This window comes from Alkanindiges illinoisensis, assembly GCF_004377485.1.
Classification (GTDB): Bacteria; Pseudomonadota; Gammaproteobacteria; order Pseudomonadales; family Moraxellaceae; genus Alkanindiges; species Alkanindiges illinoisensis_A.
In genome coordinates this window covers 69,749-90,329 of sequence record NZ_SNTY01000003.1, presented here as the reverse complement: position 1 = coordinate 90,329, position 20,581 = coordinate 69,749, and the positions used below count along the sequence as shown (strand labels likewise).

The following is a 20,581-nucleotide window of genomic DNA, read 5'->3' as shown; positions in this document are numbered from 1 at the left end:
GCTCTAATTGTATCCACATAATCATTAATAGTAACCCGAATCCTGTTTAAGCCGATACTTCCATTACTCGAATGGTTGGCTTATTTTGATGGCATAATTGGTAAGCACATAAAGATGCATAAATTCCAGCTAAGTATCCTTCAATGCTTCTAGCTTTACTGGTGACTAAATTATATTTCCCTTTTAATAAGCTGAATAAAGTTTCTATTTTATTACGCTGCTTTAAGTGATATTCATCTGCTTTCGACAAATTAACAGCTTGCATATTCTTCCGATGATATGTAGTTAAATCAACATCTTGTAATTTTAATCTGCTCTTTAATTCCTGACTAATATAGCCACGATCAGCATAGAGCCTGGCTTTTAATCCTTCTACCAACTGTTCAACCATTTTAATATCAGCGGTATGTCCATTCGATAAAGCTGTACTGACCATGTCTCCTGACTGGTTCATGATTAAATGCAGCTTGCAGCCAAAGAACCATCCCATTGAGCTTTTGCCGCGGGTTGCAATCTTAGCCAAGGATTTATGCCGTTGAATGCGCTGATTTTTGCATACCGGCAGCGTAGTTGAATCCATCCATAAATGATTGCTTTGGCAATCTTTCATCAAGGCAAAGTGTAAGGCATGTAATGCCAATTGATGTGTTCTGATGAGATCAACCATCCGCTGGTAACACGGTAAATATCTAAACAGTTGACTGTGATTTTTCTTTAATGAAAAGAAGAATGCTTTGAAGTTATTGAAATGTGAGCATTTATACCAAATGGCGATAAACACGATTTCTGAAATTTTCAATTGAGAGGATCGCATTCTCAAACGCTTGTTGCTGTATTTTAAAAATTCCCAATAGGTTGCTTCGAATTTTTGAAAAAAGTCATCAATCAGGCAGAAGAAATATGTAAAATCGAACATGGTGGCTGGAGGCGTAGGTGGTATGGTAACTCCCTAATGGTTTTCAGCCACCTTTTTTTCAAGTCAATTTCTTATCCGCGATTCAGGTTAATAGTAGACTGAATTTTATAAAGTGCTGAACTATCAGGATTATTTTTGATATATTCATTCAACTCATTGAATTGAATAATAAATTCGTTTTTTATTCCTTTATTTTTCAACCCAAACCGATTCTCATTTTCTCGATAATCTTTAAGCTTGTCAGTTTCTGCCTGAATGCTATCAAGAATTGGAGTTAGGATTTTTGTTTCAGCATATTCTATAGCAAACTTCGGAAAGCTGTTGAATTCTTTGAGTAATTTAATTTTGCTATTGCCATAAACCTGAATATTTGCCGTAGCAATATAACGCAATACATAATCAATGACATTCTTGCCGATTTGCCGTTGATTGACATTCATTGTTTTTCCGCTTAAAACGGCATATTTAATGTCATCAAAATAATCATCTAACAACAAACCCAGAACGTATAAAGAACTCTCAAACTTTTTATTATCAAACTGTGCTTGGTGTGACAGCAAGAAATTTAAAACGGCAGCATTTAACCACCATGAAAACTTAGGGTATTCGGTACTTTCAATGCGGTCAGCCCAAAGCTGATCCGCTTTATGGCTATCTTGAGCCCCCAGACACTCTAATGCTATTTCATCCACGCTGTCATTGGCGATAAACCAAAATAATGCATAAAATATTTTATCTTCATCGCTTTCAATTTTTCGGGCGGCATCTGTAACTGCTTCTAAACTTCTATCCAGTGGTGCCAAAAAAGCAAAGTCACATGGATATGACTTTACCTTGCCTAACTCAGCAAACATTTCTAAATCAGAAATTCGCTTTGTCATATCACGCGCAGAAGCAGTTGCAGATAAGCCCAGTATTCTAAATGGGTTATTTACAATAATGTCCAAAGTATCTCTCGCTATTTAACCAAAATTATGTTTCTGTAACGCTGCTTCAAGTTGCTTTCCTAGCCCCCTACCAATTACAATAGCTCAATCCTATGTATGTCTTGGCAGTTATTGAAATTTGTTTCAAATTATAAGGTTAAATTTGCGCAATTTTTTTCACTCCAACTACAAGTCCATCAAATAAAGTATTTGTGGCGCTCTAACCAGATACGATGATGAGTTTAATCATTATTATAAAATAGCAGTCATTCGTCTAGATGAGACAGCAATACTTCCCGAATATCACATCATTTCCTACAAAGTGTGTTCTGATAAAATTCCTATAAGATCTTTTTATAAAACCCAATTCGATATGCTCTTGGTCAAAAATGCATAATTATATGAAATTTAAGAAAACTCAACTCTTTTTCAAGCCTACTGCATTTCATGTATAATCAGCCCCAATTTTAAATCACAACATGGATTTTTAAATGAGCCAACTTGCCCAGCTGATTGAACAAGCCTTTGAAGACCGCATGCAGTTTTCACCCACCAATGCCCCAAGCGATGTGCGTCAGGCTGTAGAAGAAGCACTGGCTGGCCTGGATAACGGCAGCTTACGCGTTGCAGAAAAAATCAATGGTGAATGGCAAGTTAATCAGTGGCTTAAAAAAGCCGTGTTGCTGTCTTTTCGCTTAAATGACAACGTGCCAGTTGATGGCGGTGAAGGCTTACAGTATTTCGATAAAGTGCCGACCAAGTTTGCCGGCTGGACTGAACAGCAGTTCAAGGATTCTGGCATTCGGGTGGTTCCGCCTGCCACTGCCCGTAAAGGCAGCTTTATTGCCCGTAATGTCGTGCTAATGCCGTCTTATGTGAACATTGGCGCTTATGTTGATGAAGGCTCAATGGTCGATACCTGGGCAACTGTAGGTAGCTGTGCACAGATTGGTAAAAATGTGCATTTGTCTGGCGGGGTTGGCATTGGTGGCGTACTAGAACCTCTGCAGGCAAACCCTACCATTATTGAAGACAATTGCTTTATTGGCGCGCGCTCCGAGATTGTGGAAGGCGTGATTGTAGGTGAAGGCTCCGTCATTTCAATGGGCGTTTACATCGGTCAATCCACCAAAATCTTAAACCGTGCAACTGGTGAAGTGACCTATGGCCGTATTCCGCCATACTCAGTTGTGGTGTCAGGCAATATGCCGTCTGCTGATGGAACACACAGTTTGTATTGCGCGGTAATTGTTAAAACTGTTGATGAAAAAACCCGTTCCAAAACTGGCCTGAATGAATTACTGCGTGTTGACTAATTAAAGTAGGGATTAATTAAAGCAAAGATTAGATCTGTTGCATAAGTCTGGTTTCGACAAGCTCAACCAACGCTGCCTGAGCCTGTCGAAGGCGAGTTGGTACAACTTATGAAAGAAGTCTATTAATTAATCCACGTTTATTCATGGTTTATACGCCTTGTTTTGCTAAAGTTGTAATACAGCAGACAAGGCGTCATTTTTTTACTAAACAGTTTTATGCGGTTTGCTAAAAGTTTTGGTTTGTAGTTTGATATCGTTTTCTGCGGTATTTTCATCCATTTTCAGGTCTTGACACCCCATATGCGTTCTGCACAAATTCCTGTTACTGATCCGGCTGCTGGCCTGCGCCTGACCGAAATTTTTTATTCGCTGCAAGGTGAAGCCAACGAATCAGGCTGGCCGTGTGTGTTTGTACGGCTTACTGGCTGCCCGCTGCGCTGCACTTATTGTGATACCACGTATTCCTTTGAAGGGGGTGAACGGGTATCTTTGCAAGCCATTATGGATCAGGTTAATGAATTTGGGGTCAGGCATGTGTGTGTAACAGGTGGGGAGCCGCTGGCTCAGCCCAATTGTATTCCCCTGCTTAAGCAGTTATGTGATGCAGGCTTGCATGTGTCGCTGGAAACCAGTGGCGCGCTGTCAGTTCAGGCGGTTGATCCGCGGGTTTCCAAGGTGATGGATCTCAAAACCCCCTCATCAGGTGAACAGCACCGCAACCTGATGGATAACCTGAACTTTTTAACCCTGCACGACCAGATCAAGTTTGTCATTTGTAACCGCGAAGACTACGACTGGGCTAAACAGCAATTACAGCAGTATCAACTGGACAAGCTGGTCAGTACGGTATGGTTTTCACCTGCTTTTGCCATTGATAAAACCAAGGCCACACTACCCGCCTTTGCCCGGCAACTGGCAGACTGGATTGTGGCAGACCGCTTACCCGTGCGTTTTCAACTCCAGCTTCACAAGCTGTTATGGAATGATGAAAAAGGCCGTTAAGCCAGTGATATAGCTCATAACGGTCAAGGTAATATTATGACTCAGTCTTCTTCTGATAATTCAAACCCTCATATTTCTCAACTCGCTGCGCAAAAGCCACGTGCCATTGTGCTGCTGTCTGGCGGGCTGGATTCAACCACCTGTCTGGCCTGGGCACAGGCACGCTATGAATGCTTTGCCTTGAGTTTTTCCTATGGCCAGCGTCACTCCAGCGAACTGGATGCAGCGCGGGCATTGGCCCAGCGTGCTGGTGTAGAGCATCGTATTATTGATATTGACCTGCGCCAGCTAGGTGGCTCTGCCTTAACTGATGATTCCATTGCCGTGCCGCAGGACTGTGAAATTGAAAGCCAGTCAGAAAACTATCGGCAAAATCAGCCTGGTGCTATTCCGGTAACTTATGTGCCTGCACGCAATACTATTTTTCTGTCTTATGCACTGGCGGCAGCCGAAGTAAAAAATGCCTCAGCCATTGTGATTGGCGTGAATGCGGTTGATTATTCAGGCTACCCTGATTGCCGCCCGGAATATATTGATGCCTTTGCAAAAATGGCAGCGCTGGCCACCAAGGCAGGCGTCGAAGGTAACCCAATTACAATAGAAACTCCATTATTACATTTAACAAAAGCAGCTATTATACAGCTGGGTCTGGAACACGGGGTAGACTACGCGCAAACCATTTCCTGCTATCAGGCGGATGACAACGGTTATGCCTGTGGTCGTTGTGACAGTTGCCGCTTACGTCGTCAGGGTTTTATTGATGCAGGCGTTGAAGATCCTACCTTATATCAAGCAGTTATCAACTAAGATTTAGGCAATTAACATCAAGGATTACTATGATCAAATTTTCTGCTGTGCGTTTAGCATTCATTGCCGCTGTTATGGCATCTTCCAGCATGAGTTTTGCTGCACCAACGGATATCAAGTCTGCCATGATTGAGCGCTGTGCTGATGAAGCAGTACAGTTGAAAATGACTGACTCTGCCAGTGCCAAAAAGGTGTGTAGCTGTACCATCAATGTTCAGGCCAGCCAGCTTAAATTAGGTGAATTCTGGGATATTCAAAGCGCTGCCATGAAAGGTCAGAATCCCAATAACCTGCCTGCCTTAAAGCGCATTAAGGGTGATCTGGATAAATGCCGTGCTGGTGTCAAAATGAGTGAGCCTCAGTTCCCTGCTGCCAGCAAAAAATAATTCGCCTTTTCCAGGTTCAAAGCTGTATTTTTTAAAGCCCGTTAAAATGAACGGGCTTTATTATTTTAAGTGTTCGTGTTTTATACTTACTATTATTTATCTGGTTTCCTTTAAAAAGCTTATGTCAACTTCTATTCCTATCAGTACGCCTGACGAAAAAAACTCATCCGAACAACCCGCTAAACTACCTGATTTAATGGTCGATAGCACACAAGGCAGCTTTAACCTGCAAACACTTCAGGGCCATTACACGCTACTTTATTTTTATCCGAAAGATTTAACCGCAGGCTGCACCACGCAAGCTCAGAATTTTCGTGACTTGTTGCCTGAATTTGAAAAACTGGGGGTTAAAATTTATGGGGTGTCACGCGATACCTTGAAATCACATGATAAATTCACCTTAAAGGAAAGCATTCCCTTTGCATTGATTAGTGATCCCAATGAAACCCTATGCCGCTATTTTGATGTGATTAAAACCAAAAATATGTATGGCAAGCAGGTTCAGGGCATTGAGCGCAGCAGTTTCCTGTTTAACCAGCAAGGCCAACTGATTCAAAGCTGGCGTAAGATAAAAGCAGCAGGTCATGCCGCACTGGTCTTAAATTTTATTCAGCAGTACATCTGATCTAATCATTATTTTTAGTGTTTAAGCGATTTAGCATTCATAAAAAAAGCAGAGAACGCCGGGTATCGTCTCTGCTTTTTTAACAACAAATTTTTAAACACGGATTTTAGAACCACTGAAGACTTAAAGCGGATTTAACCTTATTAAAGCACTAACTTTCTGCGCTCAGTTTAGCTTGAATATTCAGGTCAACCTGATCAGATGCCAGTTTTGAATAACCATCCATACCCCACTGACTGCGCTTGATACTGGTATTGGCAGTAAAGTGCAATTGCTGGTCATTACTACGGGATGGATCAATTTGCATATTCCAGCTTACCGGTTTGGTTACACCATGCATAGTAGGCAAGCCATCAACTTTTACGGTATTGCCAGATTTTGGGATAACCTGTGTACTGCGAAAAGTCAGTGTTGGATAATCTTCCACGTCAAAGACTCTATCACCTTTATAAATGGCTGTTTTGGCACCAGCATTAATGCTATTGCTATCAATCACAAAATTGATTTTCAGGTCTTTGAGACTGTCCGGATTATAATTGGCCGTGCCTTGAAACTTGCTAAAGCTTCCGCTGGCACCGCCTACACCTTTTACCTGAAACGCCACACGGGTCTGGGCAGGATCAACTTTTAAAGTGGCAGCCTGTGCAGTGGTTGCGGCCAGGCTAATCAGCAATGGCAGGGTTACAGCAAAACAGGGAATTTTCATTTTCTGCGCAATCATATATTCACCAATATAGCTGTTAAGTACAGTTATACCTTAAGCGATTGCTGCGCCTGTTGCTGTAACGCTCGATAGCTTGATGTTTGCTGGAAATTCATTAAGTAGCTTAATGTGGAGGCTGGAACCTGCGTTAGTGTAGGTAAGTGGCCTAACAAATATTGCTCACGAATCGGGGTTGCCGACAAGTGAAAATAATTGTCCAGCTCAACTAATGGCCACTCAGGAAATAGTGCTAAATAATACGAGCTTTGATCCTTGAAATGGCCAATCAACCCTACTTTATTTTGAATCTTTGAATCATCAGACTGGCTGCATTGCTGAACAATCTCCTGTACTGCCTGCTTCACCATGGCTGTCCATTTTTTATCATTAAAAACATCGACTAAACCCGCGAAATGTAGCTGACTTTGTTGCTCTGGCGCAAAAGCAGCCCGAATCATTTCTTCACGTTCTGTAGCTGTAAAAACATTCTTGAGCGTACGGGATTCACATGACTCTAGCTTGGTATCAGCACGAAATGATGTTTCGCTGAATCCTTCTTCAGGTTGGGCCGAACCCAGTAGAATAATCACCGATTTACTGTGCTTAAAGGCTTCCTGAATTACAGCCTGATGGGCCAGATGAAATGGCTGAAAACGACCAATAAAAACCAGAAAATCAAACACATGTAGCCCCTGAAAAATAATGAATGCGCCTTAGCCCTGTGAACAGGACTGTGCTTACAGGCGGACATATTATTTTAAATGAATTTAACGTGTTTACTGTCAAAAAAATATTTTTTCTGAATAATATGAAGGCCTGCCTCATGGTGACACAGGCCTAATGGTGATGAATTCGTTATACAAATAGTATTTTGCAGCCTCTACCACGAAATGAGCTGAATCACATCAAAGGCCGGGTGCTCGTAAGGATGAGATTCTTTCATGACTTTTAAAACCTTGGCCAGCTTGTCACGCGGCAAAACCACCTCGACACGCCATTCAGGCACCAGCTCAATCTTGCCTACTTCACCAATATGCGGATTGGTCCCTTTTAACGGGCGAAACTGCCCCTGCCCCAAGACCTGCCAAGCACAGCATTCATAGTCCCCGACTTTGCCAGCCCCTGCAGCAAATATGGCTTCTTTCACCTCATTGACATGGGTGTCCGGAACAAAAAAAACCAGTTTGTACATCCATCATTCCTTAACTTTTAATTTGCAAAGTTGTGGCTAATTTGTGCAAATTACGCTGCAATACAATGTAAAGATAATCATCATGCGACTTTGCATTGACTGATATGCCTTATTGTTTTGGCACAAATACCAATTATTATGTGCTCTAAAGATAGCGTTAAAATATAAGCACGTCTATTTATTTTCACTTGAATAAGGCCAAAAATTGAATAAAAAAGCCGCATCATCAGATACGGCTTTTTATACAACATGGATTTTATAGCTAAAAGTTATCCAGCCAGTTTACCCAGCCATTTATCCTATAAAGCGACGTGCATTGCGGAACAAGCGCATCCACGCCCCATCATCCTGCCAGTCTTCCGGCTTCCAGGAGTGCTGCACGGCACGGAAAGTACGCTCCGGGTGCGGCATTAAAATGGTCGCACGGCCATCCAGACTGGTGACCCCGGTAATACCATCCGGTGAGCCATTTGGATTGAGTGGATAATGCTGGGTTGGATTGCCCTGACTGTCCACATAGCGCAAGGTAATTTGTTGCTGTGCTGCAAGGCTTGCCAAGGCATCATCACTGCCAACTACGCGACCTTCACCATGTGCTACGGCAATCGGTAAAATTGAACCAGCCATGTCTTCCAGCAGCACCGAACGGGATTTTTCAACACGTACATTTACCGTACGTGCTTCAAAACGCTCACTGGTGTTCTGGTAGAAACGTGGCCAGTCCTGAGCGCCGGGAATCAGGTCTTTAAGCTGTGCCATCATCTGACAACCATTACAGATACCCAGACTAAAGGTTTCCTCACGCTGGAAGAAACGCACAAACTGGTCGCGCAAGCGGGTATTGAACATGATGGATTTGGCCCAGCCCCCGCCAGCGCCTAACACGTCACCGTAGCTAAAGCCACCACAAGCCACCAGACCTTCAAAATCATTCAGGTCAATATGGCCTGCCAGCAAATCGCTCATGTGAACGTCAACGCTACAGAAGCCAGCTTTCTCAAAACCGGCTGCCATTTCCAGCTGTCCATTCACGCCCTGCTCACGCAGGATGGCCATCTTGGGCTTGCGCACATTGATAAACGGCGCCTCAACCGGCTCATTCAGGTCAAAGGTTGGCTTGGCAATCAGGCCCTGGAAGTCCGGGTTAGCAATTAGGCTAAATTCCTGATCGGCACCTTCGGGGTTATCGCGCAAGCGCTGAATTTGATAGCTCACTTCAGCCCAGGCCTGCTGCATTTCTACACGAGACAAGGTTAATCCAGCCACAGTTAACTGGTCGCTGGAATTGACGGTACCAATTTGTACAATGGCATCCTGTAACAGATGGCCTTGTAACTCTTGCTGCAGTTGTGCCCAGTTGGCAGCAGTAATCTGCACAACCGCACCAATTTCTTCGGCAAACAGTTCAGCCAGTACGTCATTGCCCTTTAGCTGCAAGTCAGCACCAAGACGTGAAGCAAACATCATTTCACTGACAGAAGCCAGCAAACCACCATCGCCAATATCGTGGTAGGCCAAGAGCAAACCACGCTGGTTCCAGTCCTGAATTAAGGCAAAGAAGGCTTTAAGGTCATCGGTTGAATCAAGGTCAGCCGTGGTTTCACCCAGTGCCTGATACACCTGTGCCAAAATGGAAGCACCGAGACGGAACTTGCCACGCGACAAATCCAGACGTACCAGCACTGTGTCTTCAATCCGCTTGAGTTCTGGGGTCAGGGTTTTACGCACGTCCTGTACCGGGGCAAAAGCAGAAATAATGGCAGACATTGGCGAAGTCACCGCCTTTTCTTCACCCGTTTCTGCATCCTGCCAAGTGGTGCGCATGGACAATGAGTCCTTGCCCACCGGAATGGCAATGTCCAGTGCTGGACAAATTTCCATACCGACAGTTTTTACCGCTTCAAACAGCGCCTGATCTTCACCCATCTGTCCAGCCGCAGCCATCCAGTTGGCAGACAGTTTAATGTCACTGAGTTGCTTGATCCGGCTGGCACTAATGTTGGTAATGGCTTCTGCCACGGCCAAACGTGCTGAAGCTGCCGGATTAAGCAAGGCAACCGGTGGACGCTCACCCATACTCATGGCTTCGCCAGTATAAGTTTGATAACCAGTGGTAGTCACCGCACAATCGGCCACAGGAACCTGCCAAGGGCCAACCATCTGGTCACGCGCAACCATACCGGTAATCGAACGGTCACCAATAGTAATCAGGAAAGACTTGCTGGCTACCGATGGATGACGCAATACACGGAAAATTGCATCTTTTAAATCAATCGTGCTGGTGTCAAAAGCACTACCCTGACGGGTCATAGTGTCATAGCTGCGCTGCATGCGTGGCGTACCACCCAGCATCACCTGCATGGGAATATCAACCGCCTTATTGTCAAACAGTGGATCTTCTACCGTTAAATGACGGGCTTCGGTGGCTTCACCCAGTACCGCAAATGGACACCGCTCACGTGCACACAGTGATTCAAACAGTTCCAGTGAATCTGGGCGAATGGCCAGCACATAACGTTCCTGTGCTTCGTTTGACCAGATTTCCATCGGCGACATGCCGGTTTCCAGTGATGGAATCTTGCGCAGGTTTAGTATTGCGCCCAGCTTATGGTCATTCACCAGCTCAGGCATGGCATTGGATAAGCCGCCTGCGCCCACATCATGGACAGAAACAATTGGGTTGGCATCTTCCATGCCCCAGCACGCATCAATCACTTCCTGGCAACGGCGTTCCATTTCCGGATTGTCACGCTGTACAGAGGCAAAATCCAGCTGCTCGCCCATCGTCCCACTGTCCACACTGGACGCTGCACCGCCACCCAGACCAATCAGTAGTGCCGGGCCACCCAGTACAATCAGCAAATCGCCGGGTTCAATTGGGTTCTTTTCCACATGCTCAGGGCGAATGTTGCCATAACCGCCAGCAATCATGATCGGCTTATGGAAGCCCCTGATCTCCAATGAAGCACCCTCTACACCTTTTAAGGTTGGAATCGCCTGCTCAAAGGTACGGAAATAACCACACAGGTTTGGACGGCCAAATTCATTGTTAAATGCAGCAGCACCCAGCGGGCCTTCAATCATGATTTGCAAGGCAGAAGCCATACGTGATGGCTTGCCATAAGGAACTTCCCATGGCTGTTCAAAGCCGGGAATATTCAGGTTGGATACAGTAAACCCAGCCAGACCGGCTTTGGGCTTACCACCACGGCCTGTTGCGCCTTCATCACGAATTTCACCACCCGAACCGGTGGCAGCGCCCGCAAATGGTGCAATGGCTGTCGGGTGGTTATGAGTTTCCACTTTCATCAGAATATGTACAGCCTGATTGCGGTAGCTGTATTCATGCTGGCCATTTTCAGGCTGATACTGCTGGTAGAAGCGCGCAGCATCAAAACCCACAATCACCGAGGCATTGTCTTTATAGGCAGACAACACATCATTGGGTGATTGCTTATAGGTGTTTTTAATCATCTGGAACAATGACAATGGCTGCTTTTCACCATTGATGGTCCATTCCGCATTAAAGATTTTATGGCGACAATGCTCAGAGTTGGCCTGCGCAAACATCATCAGTTCAATGTCATGCGGGTTACGGCCAAGCTGGGTGAAGGCATCAGTCAGGTATTCAATTTCCTGCATCGATAACGCAAAGCCAAATTCCTGATTGGCCTTAACCAGTGCATCCTTGCCATGACCCAGAATATCCACTGATTGCAAGGGCTTTGGTGCTGTTTCACTAAATAGTGCAGCAGCAGCGTCAATGGTGGCAAATACCGTTTCGGTCATGCGGTCATGCAGTAGCGCAGACACCTCTGCATTGAGCTGGCTCAAGCCACGCAGGGTATATAAAATCCCGCGCTCCAGCCGATGAACCGGGGCATTACAGTTCTTGAAAATATCAGTGGCCTTGGATGACCAGGGCGAAATTGTGCCAATCCGGGTGGTGACCAGCACCTGCACATCGCCAGATTCAGCGACAGTCAGGGCATATTTCTGGCCATCGTTAAGCAATTGATCAGCAACCGTTTGCTGATGTCCGCTTAACTCCTGATCAAAGAGATAAACAAATTGGCTTTCTATCGTTGTAACAGTGTTTGCAACTGAGCTAAGCGCAGAAATACGGGATAAAAGCTGACGCTGCTTGAAGGCAGAAAGTGCTGACGCACCGGCCACAATAAACATGCTGAAACTGGCTCCATGGGCTTGTTACAACTAACAAAACCACAATGTTTGAAAGAAGCGCTATATGATACGCGCAAATGATCAAATCAGCTAGGCTTTCATGTATTGCGGTCACATTTTAAACATTTTATTTTACTTCTTTTAGAGATCGCCATTTGCCTTTTTCCATACAAAAAAGAGAACCGAAGTTCCCTTTTTCATGTACTTTTGTGTTTATGGAATTTCATGGGTATGGAATGATAGGATGAATGCCAAGTGATTTATCGCATCCCAAAATCTTCAGTTCAATTAGCGCGCATCAACACGCGCATTTCCAGCAACGCCTGCCTTGCCCAGACCTGTCTCAACATGAGTCTGGTGATTAACATCTACAGTTGTCGCAGGGGTATGAATCTGCTGCCTGGTTTTGGTTAAACCTGCATTGATTTTATGGCTGGTTTTACTGGCCAGTTTCTTGCTGCCATTTATAGTTTTGTCATAGGCTTTTTTACTGGTAGATTTTGTGGTATTCACCACATTCGCGCTGGTGTTGCCTGCTTTGTCGGCGACTGTTTCACCCGCCTGTCTGGTTTTGTCCCAGCCTGATTTTACGGTATCAGTGGTGGCGTGCGCTGCTTTACTGGTATCCGCTTTCACATTGCTGGCTACACTGCTACTCACTTCTTTGGTTTTATCCCATGCCGCCTCGGTTTTGTCACCCACATAACTGGTGGCAGATTAGGTTTCATTCACCACCACGCCACCTGCTTTTTCAAGGCCATTTACGGCACTGTTACCCAGGCTTTTAATTCCTGTTAATACACCACTGCCATTTGTTTCTGCATTGGCATTGACAGAAACTCCAGCATTGGTATTTCCCACTTTAACAGTGGCATTGCTCTGGCTGTCAAGGCTGGCAGCAAATGCTGAACTGGCAAGGGCTAAAGACAGGGTTGAAACGGCAAATAATGTTTTTGTACGAAACAGCATATTTTGACTCCACTTTTTTAACTTGATCAATGTATTATGATAGATGCAAATACCTCATCTCAGATCACTGATCGCTTTGTGAAATGAGCATGTCCTATTGCTTAGCGGCATACCTTAATGAAATACATTGGTTTGTCATCAACTTCTTATAGCTAGTGCCAAAAACTGGAAAAATGGGTAGGCAGGCCGTTTTTTAGAAATATTTATAAGTAGAATAGACTTCTTTCATAAGTTGTACCAACTTGCCTTCGACAGGCTCAGGCAGCGTTGGTTGAGCTTGTCGAAACCAGACTTATGCAAGAGATCTAATAATATTGTTTTGTTAACAGGGCTTATGTTTAGCATCCTGCTGTATGTAAGCCCTTTAGCTTAAGTACGTCATATTTTGACGTCCCGTCTTATATAAGCCTCGCTTAAACCAATAATCTTTGGCATCATCAGTTATAATTGATAACCTGAATAATAATCTGGATTCTATGCAAGTAATGCGTTGGGCACAGCTACTTTCTCCCATTCGACTGGGCAGTAAAAAAAGTCACTCTCAGCATGGCAGCAGTGAACAGGGACGTACAGCCTTTCATAAGGATTATGACCGGATCATTTTTTCTAGCAGTTTCCGCCAGCTAAACCGCAAGACACAGGTACATCCGCTCACCCAGAATGATGGGATTCACACCCGGCTCACCCACTCACTTGAGGTGTCCTGCATTGGTCGCTCGCTGGGCATGCTGGCCGCTGAAAAAATCAGGGGTGAATTGCCAGCGTGGATTGATCCAGCAGATGTGGGTGCCATTATTCAGGCAGCGTGCCTTGCGCATGATATTGGCAATCCACCGTTTGGCCATGCAGGTGAATATGCCATCCGCGACTGGTTTGAGCATCCAAAGCATCAGCATTTGCTGATTTCACTCACACCTGAACAGCGCGCCGATGTGTGCCAGTTTGAAGGCAATGCACAGGGTTTACGGGTATTAAGCCGTCTGGAATATCACCCGGATGATGGCGGTATGCGCCTGACCTATGCCACGCTGGGGGCGTATTTAAAATATCCGTGGCTGGCCAAACCACTTGATCCAGCCAGTTTGCATCCTTCACACAGGCGCGCCAAGTTTGGCTGTTATCAAAGTGAAAAAGGCATTTTGCTGGAAATTGCTGAGCATCTGGGTTTAATTCAAACTGGTGATTATCAGTTTTGCCGCCATCCACTCACCTATTTGCTGGAAGCTGCCGATGATATTTGCTATGCGCTGATTGATCTGGAAGATGGACTGCAACTGGGGATGCTGCATTATCATGAAGTGGAACCGCTGTTTTTAACCCTGATTGCAGATTATGGTGCACCCGATGAAATTAGCCGTAATGTTCCCATTCCGCAAAAACTGGCGGCGTTGCGCGGCCGTGCTATGAAACGGCTGGTCGATGAAGTGACCGATGCGTTTAAGCGCCAGCATGAACAAATTCTGGCGGGGCAACTTAAAGGCAGCTTGCTCGATCATTGTCCGCCGGATTTGTGTCATGGCGTGGAAGCGGCCAAAAATCTGGCGCGGACACGGATTTTTACCCATCCACAAAAGGCACGGCTGGAGCTGGTGGCCAATTCCAGTTTGCATGTGTTGCTGGATGCCTTTATGCCGCTGGCGGTTAAGCAGCATCATTTAAGTTTTCGCGAGCAACGCCTGATGCATATTTTGCATGCGCATGGTGCGGTCTTGAAAGAAGAACCCAGCTTTCATTATCACAACATCATGCAGATCCTGGATATGCTGAGCAGCCTGTCAGACCATCAGGCCTATGCATTATCACAGGAACTGCAAGGCAATCGGGTTACTCTGTTGTAGTCGCTTTGCTTTAGCAAACTGGCTTTAACCCGCTTAGCCCAATAAACCATTTTGTTGATCCCGTTCATTTTTAGTTTTGAGTATTTGTATGATTGGTTCCCTGACTGGTGTCGTACGCGCACTGGAAGCGTCGGTAGTTTTACTGGAAGTCAATGGTGTGGGTTATGAAATTGATACGCCATTGTCCACATTCTGCCAGCTCAAGCCTGGACAAAACGTGACTTTATGGACGCATCTGGTGGTGCGTGAAGATGCACATTTGCTGTACGGTTTTTCGGATACCGCCGATAAGGCGCTGTTTCGCACTTTAATCAAGGTGAATGGCGTTGGCCCAAAACTGGCCTTAAGCATTTTATCCAGCATGAGCAGTGCCATGATGATCCAAGCAATTGATATGCAGGACGTCACTACCCTGACCCGCATTCCCGGTGTAGGCAAAAAAACCGCCGAGCGTCTGGTGATTGAGCTGCGTGACCGCCTGCAAAGCCTGAGCACTAGTGGTAGCAGCGATGGCAGCAGTCTGGGTACGCATCAGTTTGGTATTACCAGTATTTCACCCGTCGCTGAAGCCGAAGCTGCACTGGTGTCTTTAGGCTATAAACCGCTTGAAGCGCAAAAAGCCATCGGGGCAGTAAAAAGCGAATTTACCGAAACCGCTGACCTGATTCGCGCTGCGCTAAAGTCGATGATGAAACAGTAATTTATTCAATAAGCCTGCTTGTTCAATTCAGCGCAGTAAAGCTGGATTTTGCTGAACGCATTAAGTTAGCAGGTTGAGCAAAAAATTAAGTGAGGAATCATGCAAGATCGATTAATTACGGCAACTGAAAAGCCAGAAGACCATTTTGATCGTGCGATTCGTCCTACCAGTCTGGAAGACTACGTGGGGCAGCCAGTTGTGCGTGAACAAATGGAAATTTTTATTCATGCCGCGCGTACCCGTCAGGAAGCGCTGGACCATACCCTGATTTTTGGCCCGCCGGGACTGGGTAAAACCACGCTGGCCAATATTATTGCCCGTGAAATGGGCGGCAACCTGAAGTCCACCTCTGGCCCGGTGCTAGAGCGTGCCGGTGATCTGGCGGCGCTATTAACCAACCTTGAGCATGGCGATGTGCTGTTTATTGATGAAATTCATCGCCTGTCACCTGTGATTGAGGAAATCCTGTATCCAGCTATGGAAGATTACCAGCTGGATATCATGATTGGCGAAGGCCCGGCAGCACGTTCAATTAAGCTGGACTTACCGCCGTTTACGCTGGTTGCTGCAACCACCCGTGCGGGTTTGCTGACTTCGCCCCTGCGTGACCGTTTTGGCATTGTACAGCGGCTGGAATTTTATTCAGTTACTGACCTCACCCATATCGTGCATCGTTCAGCCAGCCTGATGGGCATTCCCATGACCCCCGAAGGTGCACAGGAAATTGCCCGGCGTTCCCGTGGTACGCCCCGTATTGCCAATCGCCTGCTACGTCGCGTGCGTGACTATGCAGAAGTCAAAGGCAATGGTGAAGTCACGCAGGATATTGCCCAGCGTGCGCTTGACATGCTGAATGTGGACAAAAACGGACTGGATACGCTGGATCGGCGTTATTTACAAATGCTACTGGAGCGCTTTAACGGCGGGCCTGCTGGTATTGAAGCACTGGCTGCTGCCATGGCAGAAGATAGTGGCACGCTGGAAGATGTGATTGAGCCATACCTGATTCAGCAAGGTTTTGCGATGCGAACAGCGCGTGGCCGCATTGCGACCAATCAGGCTTATTACCAGTTCGACATGGTTCCACCTGAGCGAGGATAAGCGGAACACTGTTCCGCCCGAGCGCAAGAGAAAAATCTATGATTTTTCTGGAGAGGATAGAGCAAAGCCACTTCATTTCACTACGTCTCGCGGAACGTTGTTCCTCATTTGCCGCGGCGCAAGACGAGAGCTTTGCTCGAGTGCTAGGATAAGCCTTGCGCGGCAATGCCTCTCATGTTCCGCTCTGAGGAGCACTGCTCCACAAGAAGAGAAAAATCTGTGATTTTTCTGGCCAGGATAACCAAGGCACTATCTTGACCCTGCGCAAGATGAAGGCGATGTCAGAGTGATAAGAATAGGCAACGCTCGACCATCCTGCAGGATACGGGCTTTGCTCAACTGTAAGGATAAGTAAACCATAACCTTGCCCCTGTGCCAAAGAAAAGTCCATTTAAATAAACTTCTTTCAAGAGTAAAACCAGATTCATTTTGATAGGCTCAGGCAGCATCGGTTGAGCCTATCAACACGACACATTTGAAAAAAATATAAGCAATACAAGACTAAAATTAGCCTGCATTCTGCTTTAGCTGCCACCTAGGCACAGCAAGTATTCATTACAGATGGATTGGCATAACCCTTTCAAGGGAGATTACTAAAGCGATACATGCCACAGGCTGCCCCTGTTGACAACAGCATTCAGCAACTTGATTACAGCAACTAATAAAAGCTATGCTCATCGTGCATTTCCCGCAAGGATGACACAGTGGTCGAGCCGTTTAAATTTCCCATCCGGGTTTATATTGAAGATACGGATGCCGGTGGTATTGTGTATCATGCCAATCATATCCGCTATTTTGAGCGCGCTCGTACTGAATGGCTACGCGCCCAAGGAGTTCAGCATTACTGGGACCAGCATGATTATTCATTTGTGGTACATCAGATCAACGTGCACTACCATAAGCCCATTTTCATGGACAATTTACTGACGGTGACGGTTGATGTGAGTTCATGTAAATCAGTATCATTTACCTTGCAGCAAAATATTTACCGTGATGAAATACTGCTGGCTTCTGCAAGCGTTACACTGGCCTGTCTGGATGCCCAGTTAAAACCCAGAAGAATTCCAGAATTTATCCATGATCTGATTGTAAGATCAGTCCCTTAGCGTCATTATCCTTTTTATTTTTGTGAAATCACCATGCCAACCACTGCAACTCCAACATCACTTAACATTTCTGATTTGATCCTGCATGCCAGTCCAGTAGTTCAGATTGTCATGCTGATTTTATTTCTGGCGTCCATTTATGGCTGGTTTTTAATTGCCAAACTGGAAATGGCATTTCGCAAAAGCAACCAGCAGGATAATAGCTTTGAAAAGATTTTCTGGTCAGGTGCAGACTTAAAAACCCTGTATAAAAATGCCCAGACCCATCCGCATCGCCAAGGAATTGAATCAGTTTTTTATGAAGGTTTTACCGAATTTTTAAAACTTAAAAAGCGTCAGGCCAGCCGCGAAGACACCATTTCCGGTACAGAACGCATGCTGCGGGTGTCGCTGTCACGTGAACAAAATGTGCTGGAACATGGCGCATCAACACTGGCCAGCATTGGCTCGGTTTCCCCTTATGTTGGCCTGTTTGGCACAGTCTGGGGCATTATGAATGCCTTTATCGGTTTGGCACAGGTAGAACAGGTTACGCTGGCAACAGTAGCTCCCGGTATTGCTGAAGCCCTGATTGCTACAGCCATTGGCTTGTTTGCCGCAATTCCGGCGGTACTGGCCTACAACCGTTATAGCGCAAAATCAGAAGCGGTTTATCAGCAGCGTGCCCTGTTTGCTGAAGAAATGACTGCCCTGTTACAACGTGAATCCCTTGATGGCACAGCCAGCCCAAGCACCAGCTCCCTGCGTGAGGACGCCTGATTATGGCAATGCAAGGCAGCCCGTTTGGCCGGATTAAAAAGCCTCTAAAAAGTGATATGAATGTAGTGCCTTACATTGATGTCATGCTGGTATTGCTGGTGATTTTTATGGTCACCGCGCCAATGATTACTTCTGGCATCACTGTTGATTTACCACAGGCTAAAAGTACACCTTTTCAGTCTGAAACCCAGCCTGCCATCGTTACGGTAAAAAGTGATGGTGAGTATTTACTCAAATTTGGTAATGGTGTTAACCAGATAGCACTAGATGAACTAAAAACCCGTTTGGCAGAAGCTCAAAGTGACGCTGAACAAAAGCAGCAAAAACTGATGGTGCTGGTCAATGGCGATGAAAATGTTGCTTATGGCAAAGTGGTTGGGTTGATGTCTACCCTGCAAGAAGCTGGTTTAAGTCAGGTTGGCTTGCTGACTGACCAGCCAAAATCCTGAGGTTGGCAAATAAGGTATGTCCATGAAACGGCCTGTGCCATCGTCTTTTAAACAAAATCGCCTACCGCTGGCCATTACCCTGATCCTGCATGCCAGCCTGCTGGGTGGTTTGCTGTATTTTGGAAAAAGTGATCCTTTAATTCCGCCAAAACCTTTACAGGCTATTCTGGTAACTCCTGAACAATTACAGCAAATGCAGGATAGTGCTGCTTCTGCTACCCCACTGCCCTCAGATGAAGCGCCAGCAACTGAACCGGTTGCAGAACCCGTAGATGATCCTATTGCTGAGCCTGAACCGACTGTTGAACCAGAGCCTGCCGTAGAACCCGAACCCACTGGCCCAACGTCAGAGCAATTGGCTGCCTTAAAAGCTGCTGAACTCAAAGCTGTTGCTGACCAGAAAAAACAGCAACAGGAAGCGCAACAAAAAGCACGTGCTGAAGCTCAGAAAAAAGAAGCTGAGGAAAAAGCTGCAAAACAAAAAGAAATGCAAGAAAAAACGGCTGAAGCGAAAAAGCAACAACAGGAATTGGCTGCACAAAAAGCAGCTGAAGCTAAACAACAGCAGGCTAAAGCTGAGGCTGAACGCAAGGCTGAGCAAGCAAAAGCAGACACACAAGCAAAGCGTCAGGCCGAGCTGGAAGCCAAACGCAAAGCGATTCAGGATGCCAAGCTTAAAGCGACTGAAGAAAAGGCTGACATGAAACATAAAGCCGAAGAAGAAGCCAAAGCGAAAGCTGCCGAAGACGCCAAACGTAAACAGCAGGATGCCAAGCAGCAGGAAAAGCAAAAAGCGGCTGAGGCAAAAAAACGTCAGGTTGAAGACGCCAAACGTCAGGCCGAAGCTGAGCAAAAGCGCAAAGCTGAACAGGATGCTAAAGTAAAAGCTGCTGAAGAGAAAAAACGCCAGATCGCTGAAGATGCCAAGCGTAAAACTGAAGCGGATCGCAAAGCCAAGGCAGATGCTGAAAAAGCGAAGGCAGACGCTGAGAAACAACGGGCACAAGATGCACAGGCCAAAGCAAATGCTGATGCAAAACGTAAAGCAGATGTCGAGGCAAAGGCCAAAGCCGATAGCGACGCTAAAAAGAAAGCCGCAAGTGATGCCAAGGCCAAGGCAGATGCCGACGCCAAGCGAAAAGCAGCAGATGCCAAAGCTAAAGCGGACAGTGAAGCAAAAGCAAAAGCGGCTGAAGATGCTAAACGCAAAGCAGATGAAGGTAAGGCAAAAGCAGCCGAAGATGCCAAACGTAAAGCTGAAGAAGAAGCCCGCAATAAAGCAGCCGATGAAGCCAAAGCAAAAGCCGATGCTAAGGCAGAAGCGAAAAAAGTAGCGGCTGTGTCTACAGCAGGTTTTCAAAATAGAATGAAAAGTGCATGGCGCAAACCAGCAGGCTGTGACGGCAATTCAGCCAAAGCGCGAATTAGCCTCACCCCTAGTGGTCAGGTTGCATCCGTGGTTCTCACCAAATCAAGTGGCAATGATGACTGTGATGCCAGCATCCGTGCGGCCATTGAACAAGCTGCACCCTATGACATGCCGGATGATCCGGAAGCCCGAAAATTGGCGCAGCGGCTTGAACCCACATTTAAATAATGGA

General features: G+C 45.9%; 20 protein-coding genes. 12 read left to right on the top strand and 8 right to left on the bottom strand.

Annotated elements, in window-relative coordinates; translation table 11 throughout:
- Nucleotides 1–46: 46 nt before the first annotated feature.
- Together E2B99_RS00415 and E2B99_RS00410 are read right to left on the bottom strand one after the other, a co-directional pair.
- Complete coding sequence (locus E2B99_RS00415) at nt 47–916, bottom strand: IS982 family transposase (protein WP_134243039.1); 870 nt, start codon at nt 914–916, stop codon at nt 47–49.
- A 71-nt stretch (nt 917–987) separates the two neighbouring features.
- Nucleotides 988–1,863, bottom strand: coding sequence for a hypothetical protein (locus E2B99_RS00410; protein ID WP_134243038.1), 876 nt, complete (start codon nt 1,861–1,863; stop codon nt 988–990).
- A 470-nt stretch (nt 1,864–2,333) separates the two neighbouring features.
- On the opposite strand from E2B99_RS00410, the gene dapD reads away from it, so the two are divergent.
- The 5 genes from dapD to E2B99_RS00385 all read left to right on the top strand — a co-directional run bounded on the left by dapD (nt 2,334) and on the right by E2B99_RS00385 (nt 5,978).
- The gene (dapD, locus tag E2B99_RS00405; protein WP_134243037.1) at nt 2,334–3,158 is read left to right on the top strand and encodes a 2,3,4,5-tetrahydropyridine-2,6-dicarboxylate N-succinyltransferase; all 825 of its coding nucleotides are present in this window, start codon (nt 2,334–2,336) and stop codon (nt 3,156–3,158) included.
- Between the two features lie 300 nt (nt 3,159–3,458).
- Nucleotides 3,459–4,160: a 7-carboxy-7-deazaguanine synthase QueE gene (gene queE / locus E2B99_RS00400; protein ID WP_134243036.1), complete on the top strand. Its 702-nt coding sequence runs from the start codon at nt 3,459–3,461 to the stop codon at nt 4,158–4,160.
- A 36-nt stretch (nt 4,161–4,196) separates the two neighbouring features.
- Nucleotides 4,197–4,967 carry a 7-cyano-7-deazaguanine synthase QueC gene (gene queC / locus E2B99_RS00395; protein ID WP_134243035.1) on the top strand — a complete coding sequence of 257 codons (771 nt, stop codon included), beginning with the start codon at nt 4,197–4,199 and terminating at the stop codon, nt 4,965–4,967.
- Nucleotides 4,968–4,996: 29 nt separating this feature from the next.
- Entirely contained in the window at nt 4,997–5,353 is a 357-nt protein-coding gene (locus E2B99_RS00390; RefSeq protein ID WP_051526463.1) for a hypothetical protein, read from the top strand.
- Nucleotides 5,354–5,474: 121 nt separating this feature from the next.
- Nucleotides 5,475–5,978: a peroxiredoxin gene (locus E2B99_RS00385; protein ID WP_134243034.1), complete on the top strand. Its 504-nt coding sequence runs from the start codon at nt 5,475–5,477 to the stop codon at nt 5,976–5,978.
- A gap of 151 nt (nt 5,979–6,129) precedes the next feature.
- On the opposite strand, the gene E2B99_RS00380 is transcribed toward E2B99_RS00385, so the two are convergent.
- The 6 genes from E2B99_RS00380 to E2B99_RS00355 form a co-directional block, all read right to left on the bottom strand.
- Entirely contained in the window at nt 6,130–6,699 is a 570-nt protein-coding gene (locus tag E2B99_RS00380) for a YceI family protein (RefSeq protein WP_134243033.1), read from the bottom strand.
- A 29-nt stretch (nt 6,700–6,728) separates the two neighbouring features.
- Entirely contained in the window at nt 6,729–7,364 is a 636-nt protein-coding gene (locus tag E2B99_RS00375; protein ID WP_240687672.1) for an adenylyltransferase/cytidyltransferase family protein, read from the bottom strand.
- A 197-nt stretch (nt 7,365–7,561) separates the two neighbouring features.
- Nucleotides 7,562–7,873 carry a YqfO family protein gene (locus tag E2B99_RS00370; protein ID WP_134243031.1) on the bottom strand — a complete coding sequence of 104 codons (312 nt, stop codon included), beginning with the start codon at nt 7,871–7,873 and terminating at the stop codon, nt 7,562–7,564.
- A gap of 294 nt (nt 7,874–8,167) precedes the next feature.
- A complete protein-coding gene (gene purL, locus E2B99_RS00365; protein WP_134243030.1) occupies nt 8,168–12,058 on the bottom strand; it encodes a phosphoribosylformylglycinamidine synthase in 3,891 nt (1,296 codons plus the stop codon).
- Between the two features lie 288 nt (nt 12,059–12,346).
- The gene (locus E2B99_RS00360; RefSeq protein WP_134243029.1) at nt 12,347–12,760 is read right to left on the bottom strand and encodes a hypothetical protein; all 414 of its coding nucleotides are present in this window, start codon (nt 12,758–12,760) and stop codon (nt 12,347–12,349) included.
- 15 nt (nt 12,761–12,775) lie between these two features.
- Entirely contained in the window at nt 12,776–13,027 is a 252-nt protein-coding gene (locus E2B99_RS00355) for a hypothetical protein (protein ID WP_134243028.1), read from the bottom strand.
- Between the two features lie 476 nt (nt 13,028–13,503).
- Between E2B99_RS00355 and E2B99_RS00350 the strand changes: the two genes are divergently transcribed.
- The 7 genes from E2B99_RS00350 to tolA all read left to right on the top strand — a co-directional run bounded on the left by E2B99_RS00350 (nt 13,504) and on the right by tolA (nt 20,577).
- Complete coding sequence (locus E2B99_RS00350) at nt 13,504–14,865, top strand: deoxyguanosinetriphosphate triphosphohydrolase (RefSeq protein WP_134243027.1); 1,362 nt, start codon at nt 13,504–13,506, stop codon at nt 14,863–14,865.
- 88 nt (nt 14,866–14,953) lie between these two features.
- Nucleotides 14,954–15,565, top strand: coding sequence for a Holliday junction branch migration protein RuvA (gene ruvA, locus E2B99_RS00345; protein ID WP_134243026.1), 612 nt, complete (start codon nt 14,954–14,956; stop codon nt 15,563–15,565).
- A gap of 99 nt (nt 15,566–15,664) precedes the next feature.
- A complete protein-coding gene (gene ruvB, locus E2B99_RS00340) occupies nt 15,665–16,666 on the top strand; it encodes a Holliday junction branch migration DNA helicase RuvB (RefSeq protein ID WP_134243025.1) in 1,002 nt (333 codons plus the stop codon).
- Between the two features lie 704 nt (nt 16,667–17,370).
- Nucleotides 17,371–17,772, top strand: a complete 402-nt coding sequence (gene ybgC / locus E2B99_RS00335) for a tol-pal system-associated acyl-CoA thioesterase (protein ID WP_134243024.1) — start codon at nt 17,371–17,373, stop codon at nt 17,770–17,772.
- Nucleotides 17,773–17,805: 33 nt separating this feature from the next.
- Nucleotides 17,806–18,531 carry a protein TolQ gene (gene tolQ, locus E2B99_RS00330; RefSeq protein WP_134243023.1) on the top strand — a complete coding sequence of 242 codons (726 nt, stop codon included), beginning with the start codon at nt 17,806–17,808 and terminating at the stop codon, nt 18,529–18,531.
- Between the two features lie 2 nt (nt 18,532–18,533).
- Complete coding sequence (tolR, locus tag E2B99_RS00325; RefSeq protein WP_134243022.1) at nt 18,534–18,980, top strand: protein TolR; 447 nt, start codon at nt 18,534–18,536, stop codon at nt 18,978–18,980.
- Nucleotides 18,981–19,002: 22 nt separating this feature from the next.
- On the top strand, nt 19,003–20,577 hold the full coding sequence (tolA, locus tag E2B99_RS00320) for a cell envelope integrity protein TolA (RefSeq protein WP_134243021.1): 1,575 nt from the start codon (nt 19,003–19,005) through the stop codon (nt 20,575–20,577).
- Nucleotides 20,578–20,581: the final 4 nt, after the last annotated feature.